Annotated in this window: 20 protein-coding genes and 1 other RNA gene; 8 read left to right on the top strand and 13 right to left on the bottom strand. The window is 66.7% G+C overall.

The genetic code is table 11. The features are described from left to right. Positions 1-142 precede the first annotated feature (142 nt). Positions 143-586, top strand: coding sequence for a hypothetical protein (locus tag A5698_RS20585; protein ID WP_231967472.1), 444 nt, complete (start codon positions 143-145; stop codon positions 584-586). Positions 587-661: 75 nt separating this feature from the next. On the opposite strand, the gene ssrA is transcribed toward A5698_RS20585, so the two are convergent. The 10 genes from ssrA to prfB form a co-directional block, all read right to left on the bottom strand. Continuing rightward, positions 662-1,030, bottom strand: a transfer-messenger RNA (tmRNA) gene (ssrA, locus tag A5698_RS20580). Between the two features lie 113 nt (positions 1,031-1,143). Next, on the bottom strand, positions 1,144-1,992 hold the full coding sequence (locus A5698_RS20575) for a maleylpyruvate isomerase family mycothiol-dependent enzyme (RefSeq protein ID WP_502688963.1): 849 nt from the start codon (positions 1,990-1,992) through the stop codon (positions 1,144-1,146). A 51-nt stretch (positions 1,993-2,043) separates the two neighbouring features. Beyond that, positions 2,044-4,242: a putative bifunctional diguanylate cyclase/phosphodiesterase gene (locus tag A5698_RS20570; protein ID WP_231967471.1), complete on the bottom strand. Its 2,199-nt coding sequence runs from the start codon at positions 4,240-4,242 to the stop codon at positions 2,044-2,046. Positions 4,243-4,408: 166 nt separating this feature from the next. Then, the gene (locus A5698_RS20565) at positions 4,409-5,254 is read right to left on the bottom strand and encodes an EamA family transporter (RefSeq protein ID WP_084792541.1); all 846 of its coding nucleotides are present in this window, start codon (positions 5,252-5,254) and stop codon (positions 4,409-4,411) included. Further along, positions 5,251-5,757: an SsrA-binding protein SmpB gene (gene smpB / locus A5698_RS20560; protein ID WP_068300555.1), complete on the bottom strand. Its 507-nt coding sequence runs from the start codon at positions 5,755-5,757 to the stop codon at positions 5,251-5,253. The genes A5698_RS20565 and smpB overlap by 4 nt, the downstream gene beginning before the upstream one ends. Positions 5,758-5,759: 2 nt before the next feature. Next, positions 5,760-6,656, bottom strand: a complete 897-nt coding sequence (gene ftsX / locus A5698_RS20555) for a permease-like cell division protein FtsX (RefSeq protein ID WP_068300554.1) — start codon at positions 6,654-6,656, stop codon at positions 5,760-5,762. Beyond that, positions 6,656-7,345 carry a cell division ATP-binding protein FtsE gene (gene ftsE / locus A5698_RS20550; RefSeq protein ID WP_067082029.1) on the bottom strand — a complete coding sequence of 230 codons (690 nt, stop codon included), beginning with the start codon at positions 7,343-7,345 and terminating at the stop codon, positions 6,656-6,658. The genes ftsX and ftsE overlap by 1 nt, the downstream gene beginning before the upstream one ends. A 36-nt stretch (positions 7,346-7,381) precedes the next feature. Continuing rightward, positions 7,382-7,816 (bottom strand): Rv3103c family proline-rich protein, encoded by a 435-nt coding sequence (locus A5698_RS20545; protein ID WP_068300553.1) that lies wholly within the window; start codon positions 7,814-7,816, stop codon positions 7,382-7,384. After that, positions 7,813-8,790: a mechanosensitive ion channel family protein gene (locus tag A5698_RS20540; protein WP_068300551.1), complete on the bottom strand. Its 978-nt coding sequence runs from the start codon at positions 8,788-8,790 to the stop codon at positions 7,813-7,815. Before A5698_RS20540 ends, A5698_RS20545 begins: the two co-directional genes overlap by 4 nt. Positions 8,791-8,797: 7 nt before the next feature. After that, complete coding sequence (gene prfB / locus A5698_RS20535) at positions 8,798-9,904, bottom strand: peptide chain release factor 2 (protein WP_068300549.1); 1,107 nt, start codon at positions 9,902-9,904, stop codon at positions 8,798-8,800. A gap of 161 nt (positions 9,905-10,065) precedes the next feature. Here prfB and A5698_RS20530 point away from each other — a divergent pair, with 161 nt between their 5' ends. Then, positions 10,066-11,430, top strand: a complete 1,365-nt coding sequence (locus tag A5698_RS20530) for an FAD-dependent oxidoreductase (RefSeq protein WP_068300547.1) — start codon at positions 10,066-10,068, stop codon at positions 11,428-11,430. On the opposite strand, the gene A5698_RS20525 is transcribed toward A5698_RS20530, so the two are convergent. Continuing rightward, positions 11,431-11,802 carry a hypothetical protein gene (locus A5698_RS20525; RefSeq protein WP_068300545.1) on the bottom strand — a complete coding sequence of 124 codons (372 nt, stop codon included), beginning with the start codon at positions 11,800-11,802 and terminating at the stop codon, positions 11,431-11,433. 23 nt (positions 11,803-11,825) lie between these two features. Between A5698_RS20525 and hisN the strand changes: the two genes are divergently transcribed. The 3 genes from hisN to A5698_RS20510 all read left to right on the top strand — a co-directional run bounded on the left by hisN (position 11,826) and on the right by A5698_RS20510 (position 15,334). Continuing rightward, positions 11,826-12,608 (top strand): histidinol-phosphatase, encoded by a 783-nt coding sequence (hisN, locus tag A5698_RS20520; protein WP_068300543.1) that lies wholly within the window; start codon positions 11,826-11,828, stop codon positions 12,606-12,608. A 96-nt stretch (positions 12,609-12,704) separates the two neighbouring features. Continuing rightward, positions 12,705-14,096, top strand: coding sequence for an acyl-CoA dehydrogenase family protein (locus A5698_RS20515; RefSeq protein ID WP_068300542.1), 1,392 nt, complete (start codon positions 12,705-12,707; stop codon positions 14,094-14,096). A 23-nt stretch (positions 14,097-14,119) separates the two neighbouring features. Next, the gene (locus tag A5698_RS20510) at positions 14,120-15,334 is read left to right on the top strand and encodes an acyl-CoA dehydrogenase family protein (RefSeq protein WP_068300540.1); all 1,215 of its coding nucleotides are present in this window, start codon (positions 14,120-14,122) and stop codon (positions 15,332-15,334) included. 84 nt (positions 15,335-15,418) lie between these two features. Here A5698_RS20510 and A5698_RS20505 read toward each other — a convergent pair whose 3' ends face one another. Beyond that, the gene (locus tag A5698_RS20505; RefSeq protein WP_068300538.1) at positions 15,419-16,417 is read right to left on the bottom strand and encodes an acrylyl-CoA reductase family protein; all 999 of its coding nucleotides are present in this window, start codon (positions 16,415-16,417) and stop codon (positions 15,419-15,421) included. A gap of 68 nt (positions 16,418-16,485) precedes the next feature. Continuing rightward, complete coding sequence (locus A5698_RS20500) at positions 16,486-17,463, bottom strand: esterase family protein (RefSeq protein WP_068300536.1); 978 nt, start codon at positions 17,461-17,463, stop codon at positions 16,486-16,488. Between the two features lie 309 nt (positions 17,464-17,772). Here A5698_RS20500 and A5698_RS20495 point away from each other — a divergent pair, with 309 nt between their 5' ends. From A5698_RS20495 to A5698_RS20485, 3 genes are read left to right on the top strand one after another with little or no spacing between them, the layout of a single operon-like run. Beyond that, complete coding sequence (locus tag A5698_RS20495; RefSeq protein WP_068300533.1) at positions 17,773-18,330, top strand: TetR/AcrR family transcriptional regulator; 558 nt, start codon at positions 17,773-17,775, stop codon at positions 18,328-18,330. 35 nt (positions 18,331-18,365) lie between these two features. Next, positions 18,366-19,535 (top strand): acyl-CoA dehydrogenase family protein, encoded by a 1,170-nt coding sequence (locus A5698_RS20490; protein WP_068300531.1) that lies wholly within the window; start codon positions 18,366-18,368, stop codon positions 19,533-19,535. Between the two features lie 14 nt (positions 19,536-19,549). After that, a complete protein-coding gene (locus A5698_RS20485) occupies positions 19,550-19,939 on the top strand; it encodes a nitroreductase/quinone reductase family protein (RefSeq protein ID WP_068300529.1) in 390 nt (129 codons plus the stop codon). Positions 19,940-19,947 lie beyond the last annotated feature (8 nt).

Genomic DNA, 19,947 nt, shown 5'->3' with positions numbered 1-19,947 from the left:
CCGGTCGATGGTTGACCAAAGTGCCACGTGATGCGCTGGCGGGCAGATGGCTACACAATGTCAGCATGCAGGTCGAGAACTGGAACCGGGTGATATGAACCTCCGAAACTGTCTGCTTCTGCCGGCCGTATGGCTCGCCGCGATGCTAACCTTCGCGCCGAGTGCACCCGCTGAACCACGGTCCACCATCCCCGATATCGGGGCCGCCATCGCCAAGGCCGAAAGCCTCCTTGGGACAGACGAATTCGGCATCTACGGATGCGAAGCTCTGGTGGCCCACGCATTCGGCGTGTCGCAGGCCGAATTCGGTTGGGACGGCGCGTCCGAGACCATGTATCAAGCTCTTCTCGAACAAGGCAAGATTCACACCGACAGAAATCCCCCACGTGGGGCACTCGTCTTCAGTAAGGGATTCGTGGGGCCCCACATCGACATTTCCCGCGGGGACGGAACGTACATATCCGCCGGCGTGCAGGGCCTGTCACCGGGATACGGCGACGGGAGCAACATCCAGATCCTGCCCAGTCCCAGTGTGGGAGACGCCAACTACACCTACCGCGGCTGGAGCATGACGTTCCCGGAGTAGGTCTTTCCCACGGCTGCTGGGATACCGTCCGGAACAAAGCCAAAAGGGCCACGTCTTTGGACGTGGCCCTTTTTTTTGTGGAGCTGCCGGGAATCGAACCCGGGTCCTACGGCGTTCCCTCAAGGCTTCTCCGTGCGCAGTTCGCTATGCCTCTACTCGGATCTCCTGATCACGCGAACAAGTAAGGATGACGATCCCAGTCGCTGTTTGGTGTCCCGATGAGTCCCGCGACCGAACTCACCGGTTTATCCCTCTAGCTGATGCCAGACACCGGGTCGAGGGCTCTCCCGGGCTGACAGACTAGCCGTCGCTTAGGCAGCGAGGGCGTAGTCGCGCTGATTGGAATCGGCGCTTAATTGGTTGCAACGACGCTTACGGTGGTCTCTTGCCTGCACCGGCACGCTTCCCTTGATTCGACGCTCGAAGTCGAAACCGTTCAGCCCCTTGTTGAGTTGTCCAACACCATGCCCGCCAACCTTCGGCGGGACATCCCATCCTACGCGACCTGCAACGCCTCACCACAACCATTTATGCCCTCACAGGCACATCGCTGCAGCTCAGATCACATAGTTGAGGTGCTCGACGACGCGCCTGCCGACCTCTTCATCGCCGCTGTACCCGACGGCGTCGGCGTGCTGGGCCAACGAGGTCCGGCCCCCTGCCAGCCGGGCGAACAGCAGCGCGTCGAGCGTGATGGTGGTCGTCGGCTCGGTGCCGCCGAAGTCCTCGACGACGTGCGCGCGGCCCTCGACCGCGACGTTGATCGTCCTGCCAAGGGGCCCGGTCAACACGATCGAGACACGGGATCCGTCCGGCGCCCGGCCCAGTTTGCCCACCACGAAGCCCATGCTGGCCGCCATCTCGTCCAGCGCGAGCTCCGACGGCCGCCCCGCCCGGTCGCTCACCGGCTGCCCGAGTGCGTCGCGGATGTCGTGCTCGTGCATCCAGCAGTCGAAGATCCGCACCCGCATGAATCGGCCGTAGGTGTCCGGCCCCGCAGGTGTGAGGGTGACTTCGTTCCAGTCGCCCTCGGAAATCGCGGCCAGGGCTTCCCGCCGCTGTCCGGTGATCGAGCGGAACCTCTTCAGTAAGTCCTCGACCGGTAAGGCCCGCAGATGCCGGACCCACCGCTCGTTCATGACCCCGATGTCGTTGCGCACGTGCTTGAGCGTGGAGACGTCGATGTCGGCCTCCGGCGTGCCGACGCCCTGCAACATCGACTCCGTTCCGACCACATGCGCGACGATGTCGCGAACCGACCAACCGGGGAGCGGCGACGGCGCCAACCACTGCGCATCGGTCAACCCGTCGACCACTTCATCGATGCCGTCCCACTGCGCGAACAATGCATCGAGCACCGTCGCCTTGTCCAGCTGCGTCACAGGACGCGAAGCACTGCCGCTCACGACCCGACCGTACCGCGCGTCGTCAGCGGGCATTCGCGGAACGCCGGACCGTCACGAGGTGTCGGCCGCAAGCGATCCGACCGCATGATCGGTGATCGCGCCCGGCAGCCCGAACAGGTGCCCCTGCGCCAATCGACACCCAGCGCGAACCACGATCTCGGCCTGCTCGACGGTCTCGATGCCCTCGGCGACGACCTCCAGGCCCAACGGGTCGCACACAGCGATCACCGAGCGGTACAGGGTGGCGTCCCGGGCGCGTTCGGTCCCGGCCAACAGACTGCGGTCGAGCTTGACGACCTGGACTGGCAACGCGTGCAGATAGGTCAGCGAGTTGTACCCCGCGCCGAAATCATCAAGCGCGACCTTGACCCCAATGGCGTTCAGCCGCAGGATTTGTGCGGCCGCGGCGTCGAGATCGATGATCGGGACGGTCTCGGTGATCTCCAGCGTCAACCGACTGGGCTCCACGCCGTGGCGGGCCAGCGTCTGCGCCACCACCTCGTCAAAACCCGGCTCGCGCAACCGCGCCGCTCCGATGTTGACGTGCAAATCGAGAGATATTCCGGCCGTGGTGAATTCCCGACAACTCAGATTCAGGATCATCGCATCGAGCGCACCCCCGAGCCCGGCGACCTCGGCTGCGGCCACGAACGTCTCGGGCGGGATCTGCGCACCGTCCGGCGCGGTCCATCTCGCGAGCGCCTCCACTGCCACCGGAGTCTCCTCGGGTAGCCGAACGATGGGCTGGTAGACCAGGTAAAACCCGGCGGGCGGATCCCCGCCGGCCTGGCGCAGCGCGGCGGGAAAGTCCGCCGCCAACCCCGTGATCGACGGGTACACCACGGCGATGTCCTTACCCAGACGCTTGCCCTCGTACATCGACTGATCGGCCTTGCGAAGCAGATCATCTGGCGTCTGGCAGTCGCCGTCGGCGCGTAGGCGCACCAAGCCCATGCTGGCGCGTATCCGCGCGCTGGAACCGTGCAGGGCGAACGGCTCGCGCAGCGCCGCCCGGATGCGGTCGGCCACGACCTCGGGCGGAGTCACGCCGTCCTTGATCAGGATCGCGAACTCGTCACCGCCGATGCGGGCCAAGGTGTCCGTATCGGACACGCAACGACGAAGGCGACCGCCGACTGCGCGCAGCAGCTCATCACCCCCGGCGTGTCCGAAGCGGTCGTTGATGTCCTTGAAATCGTCCAGATCGACGAAGATCAGGACGAAATCGCCGCTGGCAGCCGCACTTTCGAGCCTCTCACCGAACAGCAGGCGGTTCGGCAGCCCGGTCAGCGCGTCGTGGTGCACCTGGTGCGCCAGCCGGCGCTGTGCGTCGTACAGCCGCACGGTCAGCCTGTTCTGCGTACGCATCGCGAAGACCTGCCGCGCGCCGACGAGCAAGACCATCACGATCGCTCCACACACGAGCACCGCGTCGAGCTGCTGGCCCCGCAATTGGTGAAAGGCGTAAAGCAGTGCCATACCGGCGAATCCGGTGTAGGGCAGGATCAGCTGTACGTAATCCATCACCCGCTCGCCGGCCTCGGCCGCCCCCTCCGGCGGTGGTGCCGGTTCGGCCAGTGAGTACACCACCAACACCAGCCCGAGAACGAACGCGCCACCGCCCCACAGGTCTCCGTTATGAACGTTGACCGACCGGAAATACGCCACCAATCGGTCCGCGCACGTGAGCAGCATGACACCGCCGCTCAACAGCAGGCAGTTCGCGCGAAACGGCCGGCCGGGCCGGTAGAGGACGGCGAAGTACACCGCCGCCACCACCGCGCACAATTGCAGCAGCGAATAGGTGACCAGGACGGAGGGATCCTTCGATCGGGGGAACGCCGCGGCGGCCAATCCACCGTATCCGGCGACGTAGGACAGCAGCGAGAAGGAGATGGCGGCCACGATCCCGTCCAGCACGGGAGCGACCGCGGAATACCCGTGCGCCGGATGGTCGGGACCGTCGGGAGCTTCGACACCGGCGCGGCCCAACACGACCACCGCGACGACGATGAGCATTGCAGGGAACAGATACGCCACGATCTCCACGGCGCTTGCCACTCGGCCGTCGGCCGGTCCTCCCCGGGCCCAGAACATCAGGTCACCGATGAGCCAGCTCAGACACGCCGAGGAGATCAGTATTCGCCACCATCTAGACGGACCTGTGACCCTGCGTGCCACCGAGAATCCGATAGCGACGATCGCGATGCCCAGGACCGCTTGCAACGCGCTCAATACAAGAGTGGCCACATTGCGTCCGAACGGCGCCAGCGCATTACCGGCAACGACGACGAGCAATGCGACAAGAACGGCACATCGCAGCCGATAATCTCTGAGCGACACCCCTTCACCCGCCTCCCGGTCGTTATGGTGCCTCACCCGACCGGATGTATATGCAACTATTCGCGCAACCGCGCTAACCCGCGGCGATCATCGCCACCGCGCCGAGTGCCAGCACCATCCCGAACGCCTGCCATCGGGTGACCCGCTCGCGCAGCACCACGATCGCCAGCAGCACCGTCGCCGCCGGATACAACGACATCAGCACGCCCGCGAGCGACAGCAGCGCCGCCTGCAGCGCCAAGAGCATCGCGATGTTCGCCCCGACGTCCAGGAACGCGGCCAGCACCGCCAATTTCAGCGGGTCTCCGGATGGCGGGCGCAGGTTTCGGCTCAGCGCCGCGATGAGGATCACCACCGCCGTCGCCGACGCCCGTGCGAACACCAGTGGCCACAGCTTGGCCTCCACCGGCGCCTGGTCGATCAGCACGAAGTTGAGCCCGAACGCCACGCCCGAGCCGACCGTCAGCCACGCCACCTTCGGCGTGAACCGGTGCTCCTTGACGTCCTCGTCGGAGGCCTCGCGGCTGACCAGGACCACCGCGATCAGCGCCAGCACGACGCCCACGCCCGCGATCAGCCCGGGCCGCTCCCCCAGCGCCAACCCGACCCCGACGGGGATGCCGGCCACCAGAATCGCGGTGAGCGGCGAGACCACCGAAATCGGTCCCGAGCCGAGTGCGGCGTAGAACCACCACACGCCGAACGCCTGCGAGACCCCGCACAGCACGCCCCACACGACCGCACCCTGGGATACGTCGCCGCCGATCGGCACCGCCACCGCGGCAAGCACGACCATCGCGATCGGATAGGAGACCAGCACGACGCGCAGCGCGGCGATGCGGCGGGAAGCCAGCCCTCCGACGAAATCGCTGATCCCGTATCCCAGCGCCGACGCCAGCGCCAGCGCGACTCCGATCAGGTCATGCCCTTGGCGCGGCGACCCAACTCGCGGGTGATCTCGCGCTGCGCGTCGCGGCGGGCCAGGTCCTGGCGCTTGTCGCGGGCTTCCTTGCCGCGGGCCAGCGCCAGTTCCACCTTGACCTTGCCTTCGGTGAAATACAGCGACAGCGGCACGAGTGTGAGGTTGCCGTCGCGAATCCGGCCGATCAGCTGATCGATCTGCTTGCGGTGCATCAGCAGTTTGCGGTTGCGCCGCGGCGCGTGGTTGGTCCAGGTGCCGTGGTGATACTCCGGGATGTGCACGTTGCGCAGCCAGACCTCGCCGTCGTCGACGGTGGCGAACGCGTCGGCCAGCGATGCCTGCCCGTCCCGCAGGCTCTTGACCTCGGTGCCGACCAGCTGGATGCCCGCCTCGAACGTCTCCAGGATCGAATAGTTGTGCCGCGCTTTACGATTGGTTGCGACAACCTTGTTGTTCCCGGAGCGGGACGGATCGGCTTTCTTGGCGCCCTTTTTGGCCACGGCTACCTTCGTATGTAGAGCCGCAGTGTGACGTACGCGGTGATGCCCGACATCGCCAGCCCGAGGAACAACATCAGCGGTGCGCTGAAGTACAGCACGTCGGCGTAGTCGACCTTGGCGATCAAATTCGCTTGATAGAACTGGTTCAACGCGTTCTCCAGGAACAGCGCCCGCACCACTATCAGCCCGACGATCGCGATGACCACACCGATCAATGCCGCCAGCATTGCCTCCACGAGGAACGGCAACTGGGTGTACCAGCGACTGGCTCCGACCAGGCGCATGATGCCGATCTCGGTGCGTCTGGTGTAGGCCGCGACTTGGACCATGTTGGCTATCAACAGAACCGCGCCGACCGCCTGCACCAGCGCCACCGCGAACGCGGCGTTACTGATTCCGTCGAGCACCGCGAACAGCCGGTCGATCAGCTCCTTTTGGTTGAGCACGTTGAGCACGCCGGGCTGGCCGACCATCGCCTGGTCGAAATCCTTGTGCTGTTCGGGATTGTCGAGCTTGACGATGAACGACGCCGGGAACGCATCACGCCCCGCGACGTCCTTGTACTGCGGGAACTTCTTGATCGCGTCGTCGTAGGCCTCGTCCCGGTTGAGGAAGCGCACCGAACGCACGTCGTCGCGGTCCTCGATCTGCTGGCGCAGCGCCTTGCACGGGTCGGCGTCGCACGACGGGTCGTTGGCCGAGACGTCGTTGGTCAAGAACACCTGACTCTCGACGCGGTCGAGGTAGATGTTGCGGGACTGATCGGCCAGCCGCACGACCAGCAGGCCGCCGCCGAAGAGCCCGATCGAGATCGCGGTCGTCAGAATCATCGCCACGGTCATGGTGACGTTGCGACGAAATCCAGTGAGGACCTCGTTGATGAGGAAGCCGAAGCGCACTAGCGATCCATTCCGTAGACGCCGCGCTGCTCGTCGCGAATCAGCCGGCCGAGTTCGAGTTCGACGACCCGCTGACGCATTGAGTCGACGATGTGGTGGTCATGGGTGGCCATCAGCACCGTGGTACCGGTGCGGTTGATCCGCTCGAGCAGATCCATGATGTCCTTGCTGGTCTCGGGGTCAAGGTTGCCCGTGGGCTCGTCGGCGAGCAGCACCAGCGGGCGGTTCACGAAGGCCCGGGCGATCGCGACGCGCTGCTGTTCGCCACCGGACAGTTCGGCGGGCAGGCGGTTGGCCTTGCCGGACAGCCCGACCATCTCCAGCACGTCGGGTACCACGCGGTTGATGGTGTCGGCGCGTTTGCCGATGACCTCGAGCGCAAACGCGACGTTCTCGAAGACGGTCTTCTGCTGCAGCAGCCGGAAGTCCTGGAAAACGCAGCCGATCACCTGGCGCAGGCTGGGGATATGCCGGCCCGGCAGCTTGTTGACATGGAACTTCGACACCTGGATGTCGCCATGGGTCGGGGTCTCCTCGGCCAGCAGCAGCCGCATGAACGTCGACTTGCCCGAACCCGACGGCCCGATGAGGAAGACGAACTCACCCTTGTCGATCTTGACCGAGACATTGTCGAGCGCGGGCCGCGCAGACGACTTGTACTGCTTGGTCACGTTGTTGAGGGTGATCATCACGGCACGCCAGTGTAGCGGGGGAACAGCGATGCCCTAGCTGACCGGACTCGGGGCCGGCGCCGGCAGCAACTGCGGGAGCGGGGGGAACAGGGGCTGCTGCGTCGTCGTCGGTGTCGTCTCCGGTCCGAGGGTCTCGGTGGTGGGTTGCCGCGGCCCGGGGCCGTCGGGGTCGATCACGGTCGTCGTCGGCGTAGGCGACGTGGTGGTCGTGGTCTCGGTCGGGCTTGTCGTGGTCGTCGTGGTGGTGGTCGTGGTGGGCGTGGGCCGCCGCACGTTGGTGCGCGGCACCCACGTGTAGTTCGGGTCGGGTACGAAACCGGGCGGCACCACGGCCGGGGTGGGCGCCGCCGGCGGGGTGGGTGGCGGCTCGAAGGTCTGGTTCACCCAGAACAGCGCCACGAACGCGACCATGAGGACCACGGTCGACACCCGCATCCGGCCCAGGCGGCCCCGAAACCAATTCCTCACGGCTTCTGCTCCGGGGTGGGTTGGGTCGGCTCGCCGCCCTCGGGGAAAGCCGCCGGATGCGGGATCGCGGCGACCATCGGGTTGTGCCCGTCACCCGGTGACGAGATGCCGCCGCGGCGCAGCGCACGGATAACCAGAACACGGAGCCGACGGCCGACCTCGAACTGCTTACCGGGCAGGGTGCGCGCCACCATCCGCAGATTGACGGTGTCGAGCTCGATGCTCTCCACCCCCATCAACTGCGGGGCATCGAGCAACAGATCGCGCAGACCCGGATCCTCGTAGGCGCTTTCGGCGACGCTGTGCAGCAGGTCGTTGACCTCGTTCAGGTCGGCCGACGTCGGGACGGGGATGTCGATGACGGCGCGCGCCCAGTCCTTCGACAGGTTGACCGATTTGACGATCTGACCGTTGGGGATCGTCATCATCTCGCCCTCGCTCGAGCGCAGCTTGGTGACGCGCAACGTGACGTCCTCGACGGTGCCCTCGGCCGGCGCCGCGACACCCGTCACCGTCAACGACACCAGATCGCCGAAGCCGTACTGCTTCTCGGTGATGATGAAGAATCCCGAGAGCAGATCCTGCACGAGCCGCTGCGCGCCGAAGCCCAGCGCGGCGCCCAGCACCGCGGCGGGGGCCACCAGCGATCCGATCGGGATGGCGAGGATGTCCGTCACCTCGACGATCACGATGACGAACAGCAGCGCGACCGAAACCCACGAGATCACCGACGCGACCGCCTGGCGGTGCTTGGTGGTCTCCGAGCGCACCAACTGGTCGCTGCCCGCGTACTCGGCGTCGAGGCGTCGCACGACCTTCATTGCGCCCCAGTTGATGAACCGCGCCGCCAGCACGCCGCCGATCAGCAGGAGCGCGATGCGCACCCCGCGGTCGAGGATCCACACCCCGATGTTGCCGGTCCAGAAGCCGGTCCAGCGCTCGGCGAAGTCGAAGGCGAGTACGGTGCTGTTCATCTCGGCGCTAATCGTCTGATTGGCTCTTGCGCCAACGGATCCCGGCTTCCAGGAATCCGTCGATGTCCCCGTCCAGCACCGCGGCCGGGTTGCCGACCTCGAACTCGGTGCGCAGGTCCTTGACCATCTGGTAGGGGTGCAGCACGTAGGACCGCATCTGGTTGCCCCACGAGCTGCCGCCGTCGCCCTTGAGGGCGTCCATCTCGGCGCGCTCTTCCAAGCGCTTGCGCTCCAACAGTTTTGCCTGCAGAACCCGCATCGCCGAAACCTTGTTCTGCAGCTGCGACTTCTCGTTCTGACACGTCACCACGATGCCCGTCGGGATGTGGGTCAGCCGGACCGCCGAATCCGTGGTGTTCACCGACTGCCCGCCCGGCCCGCTGGAGCGGTAGACGTCAACGCGCACATCGCTTTCCGGGATGTCGATGTGGTCGGTGGTCTCGACCACCGGCAACACCTCGACGTCGGCGAACGACGTCTGCCTGCGGCTCTGGTTGTCGAACGGGCTGATGCGCACCAGGCGGTGGGTGCCCTGCTCGACCGACAGCGTGCCGTAGGCGAACGGCGCGTGCACGGCGAAGGTCGCGCTCTTGATGCCCGCCTCTTCGGCGTAGGAGATGTCGAAAACCTCGACGGGATAGTCGTGCTGTTCGGCCCAGCGGATGTACATGCGCATCAACATCTCGGCCCAGTCCGCGGCGTCCACCCCGCCGGCCCCCGAGCGGATGGTGACGACGGCCTCGCGCTCGTCGTACTCGCCGGACAGCAGCGTGCGGACCTCCATCGCCTCGATGTCCTCGCGCAGCTTGCCCAGCTCCGCGTCGGCCTCGGCGAGTTCGTCGGCACTGCCCTCTTCGGCGGCCAGCTCGTACATCACCGGCAGGTCGTCGAGCCGCTGCCGCAGCTCCTCGACGCGCCGCAACTCGCCCTGCGCGTGCGACAGCTCGCTGGTCACCTTCTGAGCACGCGTCTGGTCGTCCCACAGGTTCGGGTCGGAGGCCTCGTGCTCGAGCTTCTCGATGCGACCGCGGAGGCCCTCGACGTCGAGCACCCGCTCCACCGTGGTCAGGGTGGAGTCAAGTGCGGCGAGGTCGGCTTGACGGTCAGGATCCACGGGAGTTCAGGTTACCCGGGTGCCGATCCAGGCCGGTTCTCACGACTGGCGGCAACGAACGCGGTGCGCGTTCTAGCATCGGAGGCGTAACCGCCCGGCCCCGACGCGACAGCCCCCTGCGCGAGGCCGGACAGCGACAGGAAACTCGACAAAAGGTATCCATGCGCCCCTACCACGTGGCGATCGTCGGCTCAGGGCCCTCGGGTTACTTTGCCGCCGCGTCGTTGCTCAAGTTCGCCGACTCCGCCGACGACGCCGACGTGCGCGTCGACATGCTCGAGATGCTCCCGACCCCCTGGGGGCTGGTGCGCTCGGGTGTGGCCCCCGACCATCCGAAGATCAAGTCGATCAGCGCCCAGTTCGAGAAGACGGCGCTCGATCCGCGGTTCCGGTTCTTCGGCAACGTCGCGGTCGGCGAGCACGTGCATCCCGCCGAGTTGGCCGAACAATATGACGCGGTGATCTATGCCGTCGGTGCGCAGTCGGACCGGGCGCTGGGCATCCCGGGCGAGGACCTGCCCGGCAGCGTCGCCGCCGTCGATTTCGTCGGCTGGTACAACGCGCACCCGCACTTCGAGGAGATCGCGCCGGACATCTCCAGCGGCCGCGCCGTCGTGATCGGCAACGGCAACGTCGCACTCGATGTTGCGCGGATCCTCGTCACCGACCCCGATGTGCTGGCCGCGACGGACATCGCCGACCACGCATTGAAGTCGCTGCACGACCGCGGGGTCGAGGAGGTCCTCGTCGTCGGCAGGCGCGGTCCGTTGCAGGCGCCGTTCACCACCCTGGAGCTGCGCGAGCTCGGACACCTCGAGGGGCTCGGCGACGTCGACGTCATCATCGATCCCGCCGACTTCGCCGACATCACCGACGAGGATCTCGAGGCGGCGGGCAAGACCGTCCGCAACAACATCAAGGTGTTGCGCGGCTACGCCGAGCAGACACCCAAGAATGCCAAGCGGCGCATCGTGTTCCGGTTCCGCACCTCGCCGATCGAGATCAGGGGCGACGGGCGCGTGGAGTCGATCGTGCTCGGGCGCAACGAGCTGGTCGAGGAGAACGGCCGCATCGTCGCCAAGGACACCGGCGAGCGCGAGGAGGTGCCGGCCCAGCTGGTGGTGCGCGCGGTCGGCTATCGCGGTGTGCCGACGCCGGGCCTGCCGTTCGACGAACGCAGCGGCACGATCCCGCACACCGGCGGCCGCGTCGACGGCAGCCGCAACGAGTACGTCGTCGGCTGGATCAAGCGGGGCCCGACCGGTGTCATCGGCAGCAACAAGAGCGACTCGCAGGAAACGGTCGACACGCTGATCGCCGATCTGTCCGGTGCGCAGTTGTCCGACTTCGACGAGAACCATTCGAGACGGCTGGCGGAATGGCTGGTCGAGCGTCAGCCGAAGGTCATCACCGACGACCACTGGCGGCTGATCGACGAGTACGAACGGTCAGCGGGTGAACCGCATGGGCGGCCGCGCGTGAAGCTGACCAGCGTGGCCGAAATGCTGAGGATCGGGCACGGCTGATCAGGGGTACGGCTGCGGCGGCGGAGGCGGCGGCGCGGCGTCCGGCGGCAGGCCCTGCGGCGCGAACCGCCAGTTGTCGGGGTTCTTCGGCGAGTAGACGACCGGGAACAACTGGCCCATCGTCGGCCAGTCGTCGACGTCCACCTCGAGCCGCTGGTACACGACGTGCTCGTTGACCGTGGGGCCGTTGATGACGCCGGTGATCGTCACGTATTGGGGCCCGGTCACGTCAGTGGGTCGCGGGCTGACGCCGGTGACCAGCAACTGACCCGAGGGCCAGTCGGTCGGCGCGCCGCGGCGGCGCATCAGCATCGGCCGGGCCAGCAGCACCAGCGCACCGACCAGCAGCAGTATCACCGCGAATTCCCACATCCCGACATGGTAGGACGACAGGCATGGATTCCGAGGCGGACGATCTGGCACTGGCACTGGCCCTGGCCGACGAATCGGACGCCAGGACGATGGCCCGCTTCGGCGCGGTGGACCTCGTCGTCGAAACCAAACCCGACCTGACCCCCGCCACGGACGCCGACCTCGAGGTCGAGTCGATGATCCGGCAGCGACTCGAGCGGGAGCGCCCGAACGATTCGGTGTTCGGCGAGGAGTTCGGCGGGACGAAGGAATTCGTGGGCAGGCAGTGGGTCGTCGACCCGATCGACGGGACCAAGAACTTCGTGCGCGGCGTGCCGGTGTGGGCGACGCTGATCGCGCTGTTGCACGACGGCGTTCCGGTGCTCGGCGTGGTGAGTGCGCCCGCGCTGCAACGTCGATGGTGGGCGGTGGCCGGCCGGGGCGCTTTCGCGCGGGTGAGCGGGCAAGCGGAACGTCGGTTGACCGTGTCGAAGGTCGGCGACCTCGGGTCGGCGAGCCTGGCGTTCTCCAGCCTCTCGGGCTGGGCCGACCGCGGCATTCGCGACCGGTTCGTCGCGTTGACCGACGCCGTGTGGCGGGTGCGCGGCTACGGCGACTTCTACAACTACTGCCTCGTCGCGGAGGGCGCCGTCGACATCGCGATGGAGCCCGAGGTGTCGACGTGGGACCTGGCGCCACTCGACATCCTGGTGCGCGAGGCCGGCGGCCGGTTCACCAACCTCGACGGCGAGGACGGGCCTCACGGTGGCAGCGCGGTCGCGACCAACGGCCTGCTACACGATGAAGTTCTGCGTCGGCTGCTGTGAGTTCGACAACAACTTACTTGTGAGTCAGTTCCGATACCTTACTCTGGAGTCAGTTCGACGAGTTCGGACGTCCCCAATCAAAGCGAGGCAGTCGAAATGAGCAAGAACCTGCCGTCGAAAAACGGATCCAAGCCCAAGCGAAGCGGCAAGGAAAGCGCCGTCGGCTTGAAGAAACACAAGCGCTCCGCGACCGATCTCGGGCTCGCGCTGGTCACTCCCCTGGTCGGTCAGGAGTTCCTGGATCGCTACAACCTGCGCGACCCGCTCAACCGCGGATTGAAGTACGGCGTCAAGCAGGTCTTCTCCGTCGCGGGCGCCGCCAACCGACAGTTCAAGCGCGTGTCGGGTAATCAGAGCGGCCCGACACGGTTGAAGAAGAGCGGATCGGACTACTTCGATCTCACTCCCGACGACGAACAGCAGATGATCGTCGAGACGGTCGGCGAGTTCGCCGACGAAGTCATCCGCCCGGCGGCGCGCGAAGCCGACGAGGCCGCCGACTACCCCGTCGACCTGGTGGCCAAGGCGTCCGAACTCGGCATCACCGCGATCAACGTGCCCGAAGATTTCGAGGGCATAGCGGCGCACCGCGCGGCCGTCACCAATGTCCTGGTCGCCGAGGCACTCGCTTACGGCGACATGGGCCTCGCGCTGCCGATCCTGGCTCCCGCGGGCGTCGCATCGGCGCTCACCCATTGGGGCAGCGCCGATCAGCAGGCCACTTATCTGAAGGAGTTCGCGGGCGAGAACGTCCCGCAGTCCTGCGTCGCGATCGCCGAACCGCGTCCGCTGTTCGATCCGACCGCGTTGAAGACCACGGCCGTGCGCACGCCGAGCGGTTACCGCCTCGACGGCGTGAAGTCGTTGGTGCCGGCGGCCGCGAACGCCGAATTGTTCATCGTCGCAGCGCAACTCAATGGCAAGCCCGCGCTGTTCATCGTCGAATCGTCGTCGAAGGGGCTCAGCGTCACGCCGGACCCGGGTATGGGCATCCGCGGGGCCGCGATCGGTCAGGTGTCGCTCGACGGGGTCACCGTGCCACTGTCGGCGCGGCTCGGCGAAGAGGGCGCCAACGATGAGGACTACTCGGAGGCGCTCGCGCTGTCTCGGCTCGGCTGGGCGGCGCTGGCCGTCGGAACGTCGCATGCGGTGCTCGACTACGTCGTGCCATATGTCAAGGAGCGCCACGCTTTCGGCGAACCGATCGCGCACCGCCAGGCGGTCGCCTTCATGTGCGCCAACATGGCGATCGAGTTCGACGGTCTGCGCCTGATCACCTGGCGCGGCGCATCGCGGGCCGACCAGGGCCTGCCGTTCGCCCGCGAAGCCGCGCTGGCCAAGCGGCTGGGAACCGACAAGGGAATGCAGATCGGCCTGGACGGTGTGCAGCTGCTCGGCGGCCACGGTTACACCAAGGAACACCCCGTCGAGCGCTGGTACCGCGATCTGCGCGCCATCGGCGTCGCCGAGGGTGTCGTAGTCATCTGAGTCTTACGAGCGAAAGTCGAACCATGGCAATCAATCTGGAACTGCCGCGCAAGCTCGAGGCGGTCATCGAGAAGGCCCATCAGGGTGCCGCGGAGATGCTGCGCCCGATATCCCGCAAGTGGGATCTGCGCGAACACGAGTACCCGGTCGAATTGGACACCCTGGCCACCCTCTTCGAGGGCATTCAGGATGCGAAGGCGTTCGCGTTCGCGGGCGCCGAGGCGTTCGCCGGTGGGGACGAGCCCAGGGACGTCAACCACAACGGCGCCAACATGTCGGCCGTGCTCAACGTGATGGAGATCAGTTGGGGCGACGTGGCTTTGATGCTCTCGGTGCCGCGCCAGGGGCTCGGCAACGCCGCGATCTCCAGCGTCGCCACCCCTGAGCAGCTCGAGCGGCTGGGCAAGGACGTGTGGGCCGCGATGGCGATCACCGAACCGGGCTTCGGCTCCGATTCGGCGGCGGTGTCGACGACGGCGAAGCTCGACGGCGACGAGTACGTGATCAACGGCGAGAAGATCTTCGTCACGGCGGGCTCGCGGGCCACCCACATCGTGGTGTGGGCGACGCTGGACAAGTCTCTGGGCCGCGCGGCGATCAAGTCGTTCATCGTGCCGCGTGAGCACCCCGGCGTGACGGTCGAACGGCTCGAGGACAAGCTCGGCATCAAGGCCTCCGACACCGCGGTCATCCGGTTCGACAACGTCCGGATCCCCAAGGAGAACCTGCTGGGAAGCCCGGAGATCCACGTGGAGAAGGGTTTTGCCGGGGTCATGGAGACCTTCGACAACACCCGGCCCGTCGTCGCCGCGATGGCTGTCGGCATCGCCCGCGCCGCGCTGGAGGAGCTGCGCAAGCTGCTCACCGAAGCCGGTGTCGAAATCTCTTACGACAAGCCGTCGCATGCCCAGAGCGCACCGGCCGCGGAGTTCCTGCGGATGGAATCCGATTGGGAGGCCGCGTATCTGCTGATGGTGCGCTCGGCGTGGCAGGCCGACAACGACATTCCGAACTCGAAGGAAGCGTCGATGGGCAAGGCGAAGGCCGGCCGGGTGGCCAGTGACATCACCCTCAAGGCCGTCGAACTCGCGGGCACCGTCGGCTACTCAGAGGTCACGCTGCTGGAGAAGTGGGCGCGCGACAGCAAGATCCTCGACATCTTCGAGGGCACCCAACAGATTCAGCTGCTCGTGGTCGCGCGGCGCCTGCTCGGGCTGTCGTCGGCCGAACTGAAGTAACTCCTCCCCTACCGTCGCCGAGCAGACGTAAAACTGCCCATTTTGCGGCGATTTTGGGCAGTTTCGCGTCTGCTCGCGAGGAAATCAGAAGCCGTCGTGCACGACCACACGGGTGCGACCGGTGACGCCGCCGCCGATGATCGTGCGCAGGGTGTGCGGAGCGTCCAATATCGTGACGTCCTTGGTGACGTCCGCTAGGTGCTTGGGCCTGAGCTCTCCTTCGAGCTGCTTCCAGATCTCGCGGCGCGGTCCGATGGCGAGCTGCACGGAGTCGATCCCGGCGAGCGTGACACCGCGCAGAATGAACGGCATCACCGTCGTCGGGAGGTCAGCGGACCGGGCCAGGCCCGAAATCGCCGCGACACCAGCGTAATTCAGCGTGCTCAATGCATACGCGAGGGTGTCGCCGCCGACGCTGTCGACCACGGCCGCCCATTTCGACTTGCCGAGCGGACGAACCTTCTCCCCCTCCTCGGGCAGCCGTCCGATCACCTGGTACGCGCCGAGGCCCATCAGATAGTCGTGGGCTTCGGCCTTCCCCGAGGATGCGATCACCTCGTAGCCGAGCCCGGCCAACAGGTCGACACTGATGCTGCCGACGCCTCCGGTCGCACCGGTGACCAGCACCGGCCCGTCCTGCGGCCGGACGCCGTGCGCGCGAATCGCGTTGACGCTCATGGCCGCGGTGAATCCGGCGGTTCCGATCGCGGCGGCTTCGCCCGTCGTCAACCCCTCGAGCTTGACCACGTAGTCGGCCGGGAAACGGGCGGTGTCGGCGTATCCGCCGTGCCTGCCGATGCCGATGTCGTAGCCGTGCGCGATGACCCGGTCACCCACCGCGAAGTCCGATGACGACGACGCCGTGACGGTGCCTGCCACGTCGATACCCGGGATGAGCGGATACGAGCGGGCCACACCACCTTTGGGCGTCACCGCCAGTGCGTCCTTATAGTTGATCCCCGAGTACTCGACGGAGATCGTGACCTCACCGTCGGGCAGGAAGGCGTCGTCGACGACTTCGTGCCGCAGGGAGATCTCCCCGGCGGAGTCCTGATGTGCGACCAAGGCGTTGACTGCGCTCATGACGCTCATTGTTCACCACAGACAAAAGTCCCCGGACGCGTGCTGCGCCCGGGGACTTCTGACGTGCTTTACGAACCGAGATGCGAGATCAAGTCTGGCTTCATCTCCTGCAACTGAGCACCCCAGTACTCCCAGCTGTGCGTGCCGTACGGCGGGAAGTTGAACACACCGTTGTTTCCGCCCGCGGCGATGTAGTTGTCGCGGAACGCGATGTTCGTGCGGATCGTCAGGCCCTCGAGGAACTCGGCGGGCAGGTTCGCACCACCCAGCTCGTTGGGCGTGCCGTTACCGCAGTACACCCACAACCGGGTGTTGTTCGCGACCAGGGTCGGGATCTGCAACATCGGGTCGTTGCGCTTCCAGGCGCTGTTCGGGTCCTCGGTCGGACCCCACATGTCGTTGGCCTTGAAGCCGCCCGCGTCGCCCATCGCCATGTTGATCAGGAACGGCCACTGGCCCTCCGACGGGTTCAGGAACGCAGACAGCGCGCCGGCGTAGATGAACTGGTCCGGGTGGTAGACGGACAGGATCATCGCCGAGTTACCCGACATCGACAGGCCGACCGCGGCGTTGCCGGTGGTGGACACGCCCCTGTTGGCGGCGAGCCACTGCGGCAGCTCGCTGGTCAGGAACGTCTCCCACTTGTAGGTCTGGCACCCGGCCTTACCGCAGGCCGGCGCGTACCAGTCGGAGTAGAAGCTGGACTGGCCGCCCACGGGCAGGACCAGCGACAGCGGCGTCTCGTAGAACCACTCGAACGCCTGGGTCTCGAGGTCCCAGCCGTTGTAGTCGTCGCGAGCGCGCAGGCCATCGAGCAGGTACACCGCCTTGGAGCCGGTGCCCTTCTGGAACTGCACCTTGATGTCGCGCCCCATCGACGGCGACGGCACCATCAGGTACTCGACCGGCAGGCCGGGCCGGGAGAACGCCCCAGCGGAGGCTGACTGGCCGGCGAGGCTCACGAAACCCGGTAACAGGGCCGCCGCGATGGCCGCCACCGCGAAGCGCCGCGCCCAGGGGCCGCGAATTCTGTCAATCAAGCTCATTCTGCAAGTCCATCCATCTTCCGGTTGCCACTTAGGAGGCCGTTCCGTCTGCGATCGAGCGATCGCCATCGACACCGCAGCGGCTGCTCCACTGCGCTGTCATGCCCGCTCGACTGGACCCGGGGCCGTCGAACGGACCGAGAAAATTTCAGTTGTCGCGTGTGCAGTAAAACATGATGATCAGCGCAGGAGAAACCCCGGGCGGTCCCGCGCGCCGCTTTCTGTGAGCAAATTGTTGCCCGCGGGACGGTCGAAAACGCCCTCTGTCGTGCCTCAGCGGTCGCTGAGCGCACCCGTAGGCTTGCGCATATGGCACCGGCCCGCACGCCGCGACTGTCTGTCGACGACTGGATCCAGGCCGGCTACGAGATCCTCGCCGAGCGAGGCATCAAGGCACTCAAGCTGGACGCGCTGTGTGAGCGTGTCGGCGCCACCAAGGGCAGCTTCTACTGGCATTTCACCGACATGGCCGGCTATCGATCGGCGCTGGTCAGCGCATGGGGCGAGGTACGCGACGACGACCGGCGGCACTTCGCGGCGCTGAGCGACCTACCACCGCGCGAGCGGCTGTCTCGCATGATGAGCGCGCTGGTCGACGCCCGGCACCGGACGCTGGAACGGGCGATGCGGGAGTGGGCCCGCACCGACGAGGAGGTCGCCGCGGGCGTGCGCGCCTCGGACCGGCGGGTCCTCGAGGCCGTCCGGCAGGCGTTCATCGAGGACGGGTTCGACCCCGAGGAGGCCGACCTGCGCGCCAACGCCACCTTCGCGGCCGGTATCGGCTTTCTGCACTTGTCCGGGGCGAAGGCGAGTGCGAGGGCAGCGGCGCGGCGGGAACGGTTCCTCGACATCATGCTCGCGCGCTAGTTTCCATACAAAAAAGTATGGTAACGTCCGGACCCATGACGGCCTCGGCTCTTCCGCTGGTCGACGCCGATTTCGTCGACCGGCTCGCCGATCGGGCGGCCGAGGCCGAGCGATTGCGCCAGTTGCCGCAGGCGACGGTCGATGAGCTTCTGGCGTCGGGGGTGACCGATCTGCTGGTGCCCGCGCGGTACGGCGGCATGCAGGCGCCGCTTCCGGCGATCTTCGATCCGGTCCGGCGGATGGCGCACGGCTGCGCGTCCACCGCGTGGACGATCGGCTTCTACATACTGCACAACTGGATGCTGGCGCTGTTCGACGAGCGCGCGCAGGAGGAGGCGTTCGCAACGCGCCCGTTCCTCGCCCCCGCTCCCCTGGCGCCGACGGGTCGGGGCCTGCCCGCCGACGGCGGCATACGGCTGAGCGGCCGGTGGTCCTGGGCCACCGGCGTCATGCACGGCAACTGGATCATGGTCGGCGCGCTCTGCGGCCCCGAAGACGATATGGCCGCCATCTATCCCGCGCTCGCCCTGCTGCCGATCGAGGACGCCGTGATCGACGACGTCTGGCACACCGACGGCATGCGCGCCACCGGTTCGAACGACGTCGCGATCGACGACGTGTTCGTCCCCGACCACCGGTTGGTCCGGGTCGTCGACATCTACACCGGCACCGCCCCCGGGTCGGCGCTACACGACGCCGACACCTACCGCTGGCCGATGGTGCCCGCTCTCGCGCTGCTGGCCGCGATGCCGGCCCTGGGCAGCGCCGAACGTGTCGCCGAGATCTACGCCGAGCGGCTCGCGGGACGGGTGCTGGCGTACGAGGGCGTCATGCAGAAGGACAAGCCGATCGCACAGGCCCGCCTCGGGGAGGCCGAAGTGCGGCTGCGGGCGCTGCGCGGTCTGCTGGCCGACACCGTCGGCGAGATCGAGACGATCGTCGCCGCCGGCGATGCCGTGCCCAGACCGGTGCGCGGTGCGGCCCGGATGGCGGCCGCGCACATCGTGCACGAATCGCGCGCAGTGATCGGACTGCTGCTCGAAGCCTCCGGCGCCAGCGCGCACTTCGTCGACAACCCGCTCCAGCGGATCAAGCGCGACGTCGACGTCGTGGCCGGTCACGTCGTGTTCGACTACGACACCAGCCGCGAACTCGCCGGAGCGCTGAGGTTGGGTATGAAGGTGTCACGGACCGCGATGGTGTGACCGAAGGGGTAACCATGGCCGAGGACTTGCGCGATCGAGTCACCAAGCTGTTCCAGAAGAACGTCGCCAACCGGGTGATGCGGCATCTGCCGTTCCAGACGTTGCTGGAGACGACGGGCCGCAAGACCGGCCAACCCCGGCGAACCCCGCTCGGCGGTCGCCGAGTGGGCAACGAGTTCTGGTTTGTCTCCGAATTCGGCGACAACTCGCAGTATGTCAAGAACATCCGAGCGAACCCCGCGGTGCGGGTTCGCCTGAACGGCAAGTGGCACAAGGGAATCGCACACATCGTCGCGGACGACGATCCGCATGAGCGGTTGCGATCGCTGCCGCAGTTCAACAGCTTCGGGGTGCGGACCTTCGGTACGAATCTGCTGACCATCCGGGTCGACCTCGAGGATTGACTCGCACT

Origin of the sequence: Mycobacterium sp. E136 (assembly GCF_001666865.1) — a bacterium.
Lineage (GTDB): Bacteria > Actinomycetota > Actinomycetes > Mycobacteriales > Mycobacteriaceae > Mycobacterium.
Note: the sequence above shows the minus strand (reverse complement) of the source record. Positions and strands in the feature narration are given on the sequence as shown.

Excerpts from the sequence above, each read along its gene's own strand:
- A5698_RS20585 (WP_231967472.1), top strand. The coding sequence starts at position 143 with ATGCTAACCTTCGCGCCGAGTGCACCCGCTGAACCACGGTCCACCATC.
- ftsE (WP_067082029.1), bottom strand. The coding sequence starts at position 7,345 with ATGATCACCCTCAACAACGTGACCAAGCAGTACAAGTCGTCTGCGCGG.
- A5698_RS20540 (WP_068300551.1), bottom strand. The coding sequence starts at position 8,790 with ATGAACAGCACCGTACTCGCCTTCGACTTCGCCGAGCGCTGGACCGGC.
- A5698_RS20530 (WP_068300547.1), top strand. The coding sequence starts at position 10,066 with ATGCGCCCCTACCACGTGGCGATCGTCGGCTCAGGGCCCTCGGGTTAC.
- A5698_RS20525 (WP_068300545.1), bottom strand. The coding sequence starts at position 11,802 with ATGTGGGAATTCGCGGTGATACTGCTGCTGGTCGGTGCGCTGGTGCTG.
- hisN (WP_068300543.1), top strand. The coding sequence starts at position 11,826 with ATGGATTCCGAGGCGGACGATCTGGCACTGGCACTGGCCCTGGCCGAC.
- A5698_RS20515 (WP_068300542.1), top strand. The coding sequence starts at position 12,705 with ATGAGCAAGAACCTGCCGTCGAAAAACGGATCCAAGCCCAAGCGAAGC.
- A5698_RS20510 (WP_068300540.1), top strand. The coding sequence starts at position 14,120 with ATGGCAATCAATCTGGAACTGCCGCGCAAGCTCGAGGCGGTCATCGAG.
- A5698_RS20505 (WP_068300538.1), bottom strand. The coding sequence starts at position 16,417 with ATGAGCGCAGTCAACGCCTTGGTCGCACATCAGGACTCCGCCGGGGAG.
- A5698_RS20500 (WP_068300536.1), bottom strand. The coding sequence starts at position 17,463 with ATGAGCTTGATTGACAGAATTCGCGGCCCCTGGGCGCGGCGCTTCGCG.
- A5698_RS20495 (WP_068300533.1), top strand. The coding sequence starts at position 17,773 with ATGGCACCGGCCCGCACGCCGCGACTGTCTGTCGACGACTGGATCCAG.
- A5698_RS20490 (WP_068300531.1), top strand. The coding sequence starts at position 18,366 with ATGACGGCCTCGGCTCTTCCGCTGGTCGACGCCGATTTCGTCGACCGG.
- A5698_RS20485 (WP_068300529.1), top strand. The coding sequence starts at position 19,550 with ATGGCCGAGGACTTGCGCGATCGAGTCACCAAGCTGTTCCAGAAGAAC.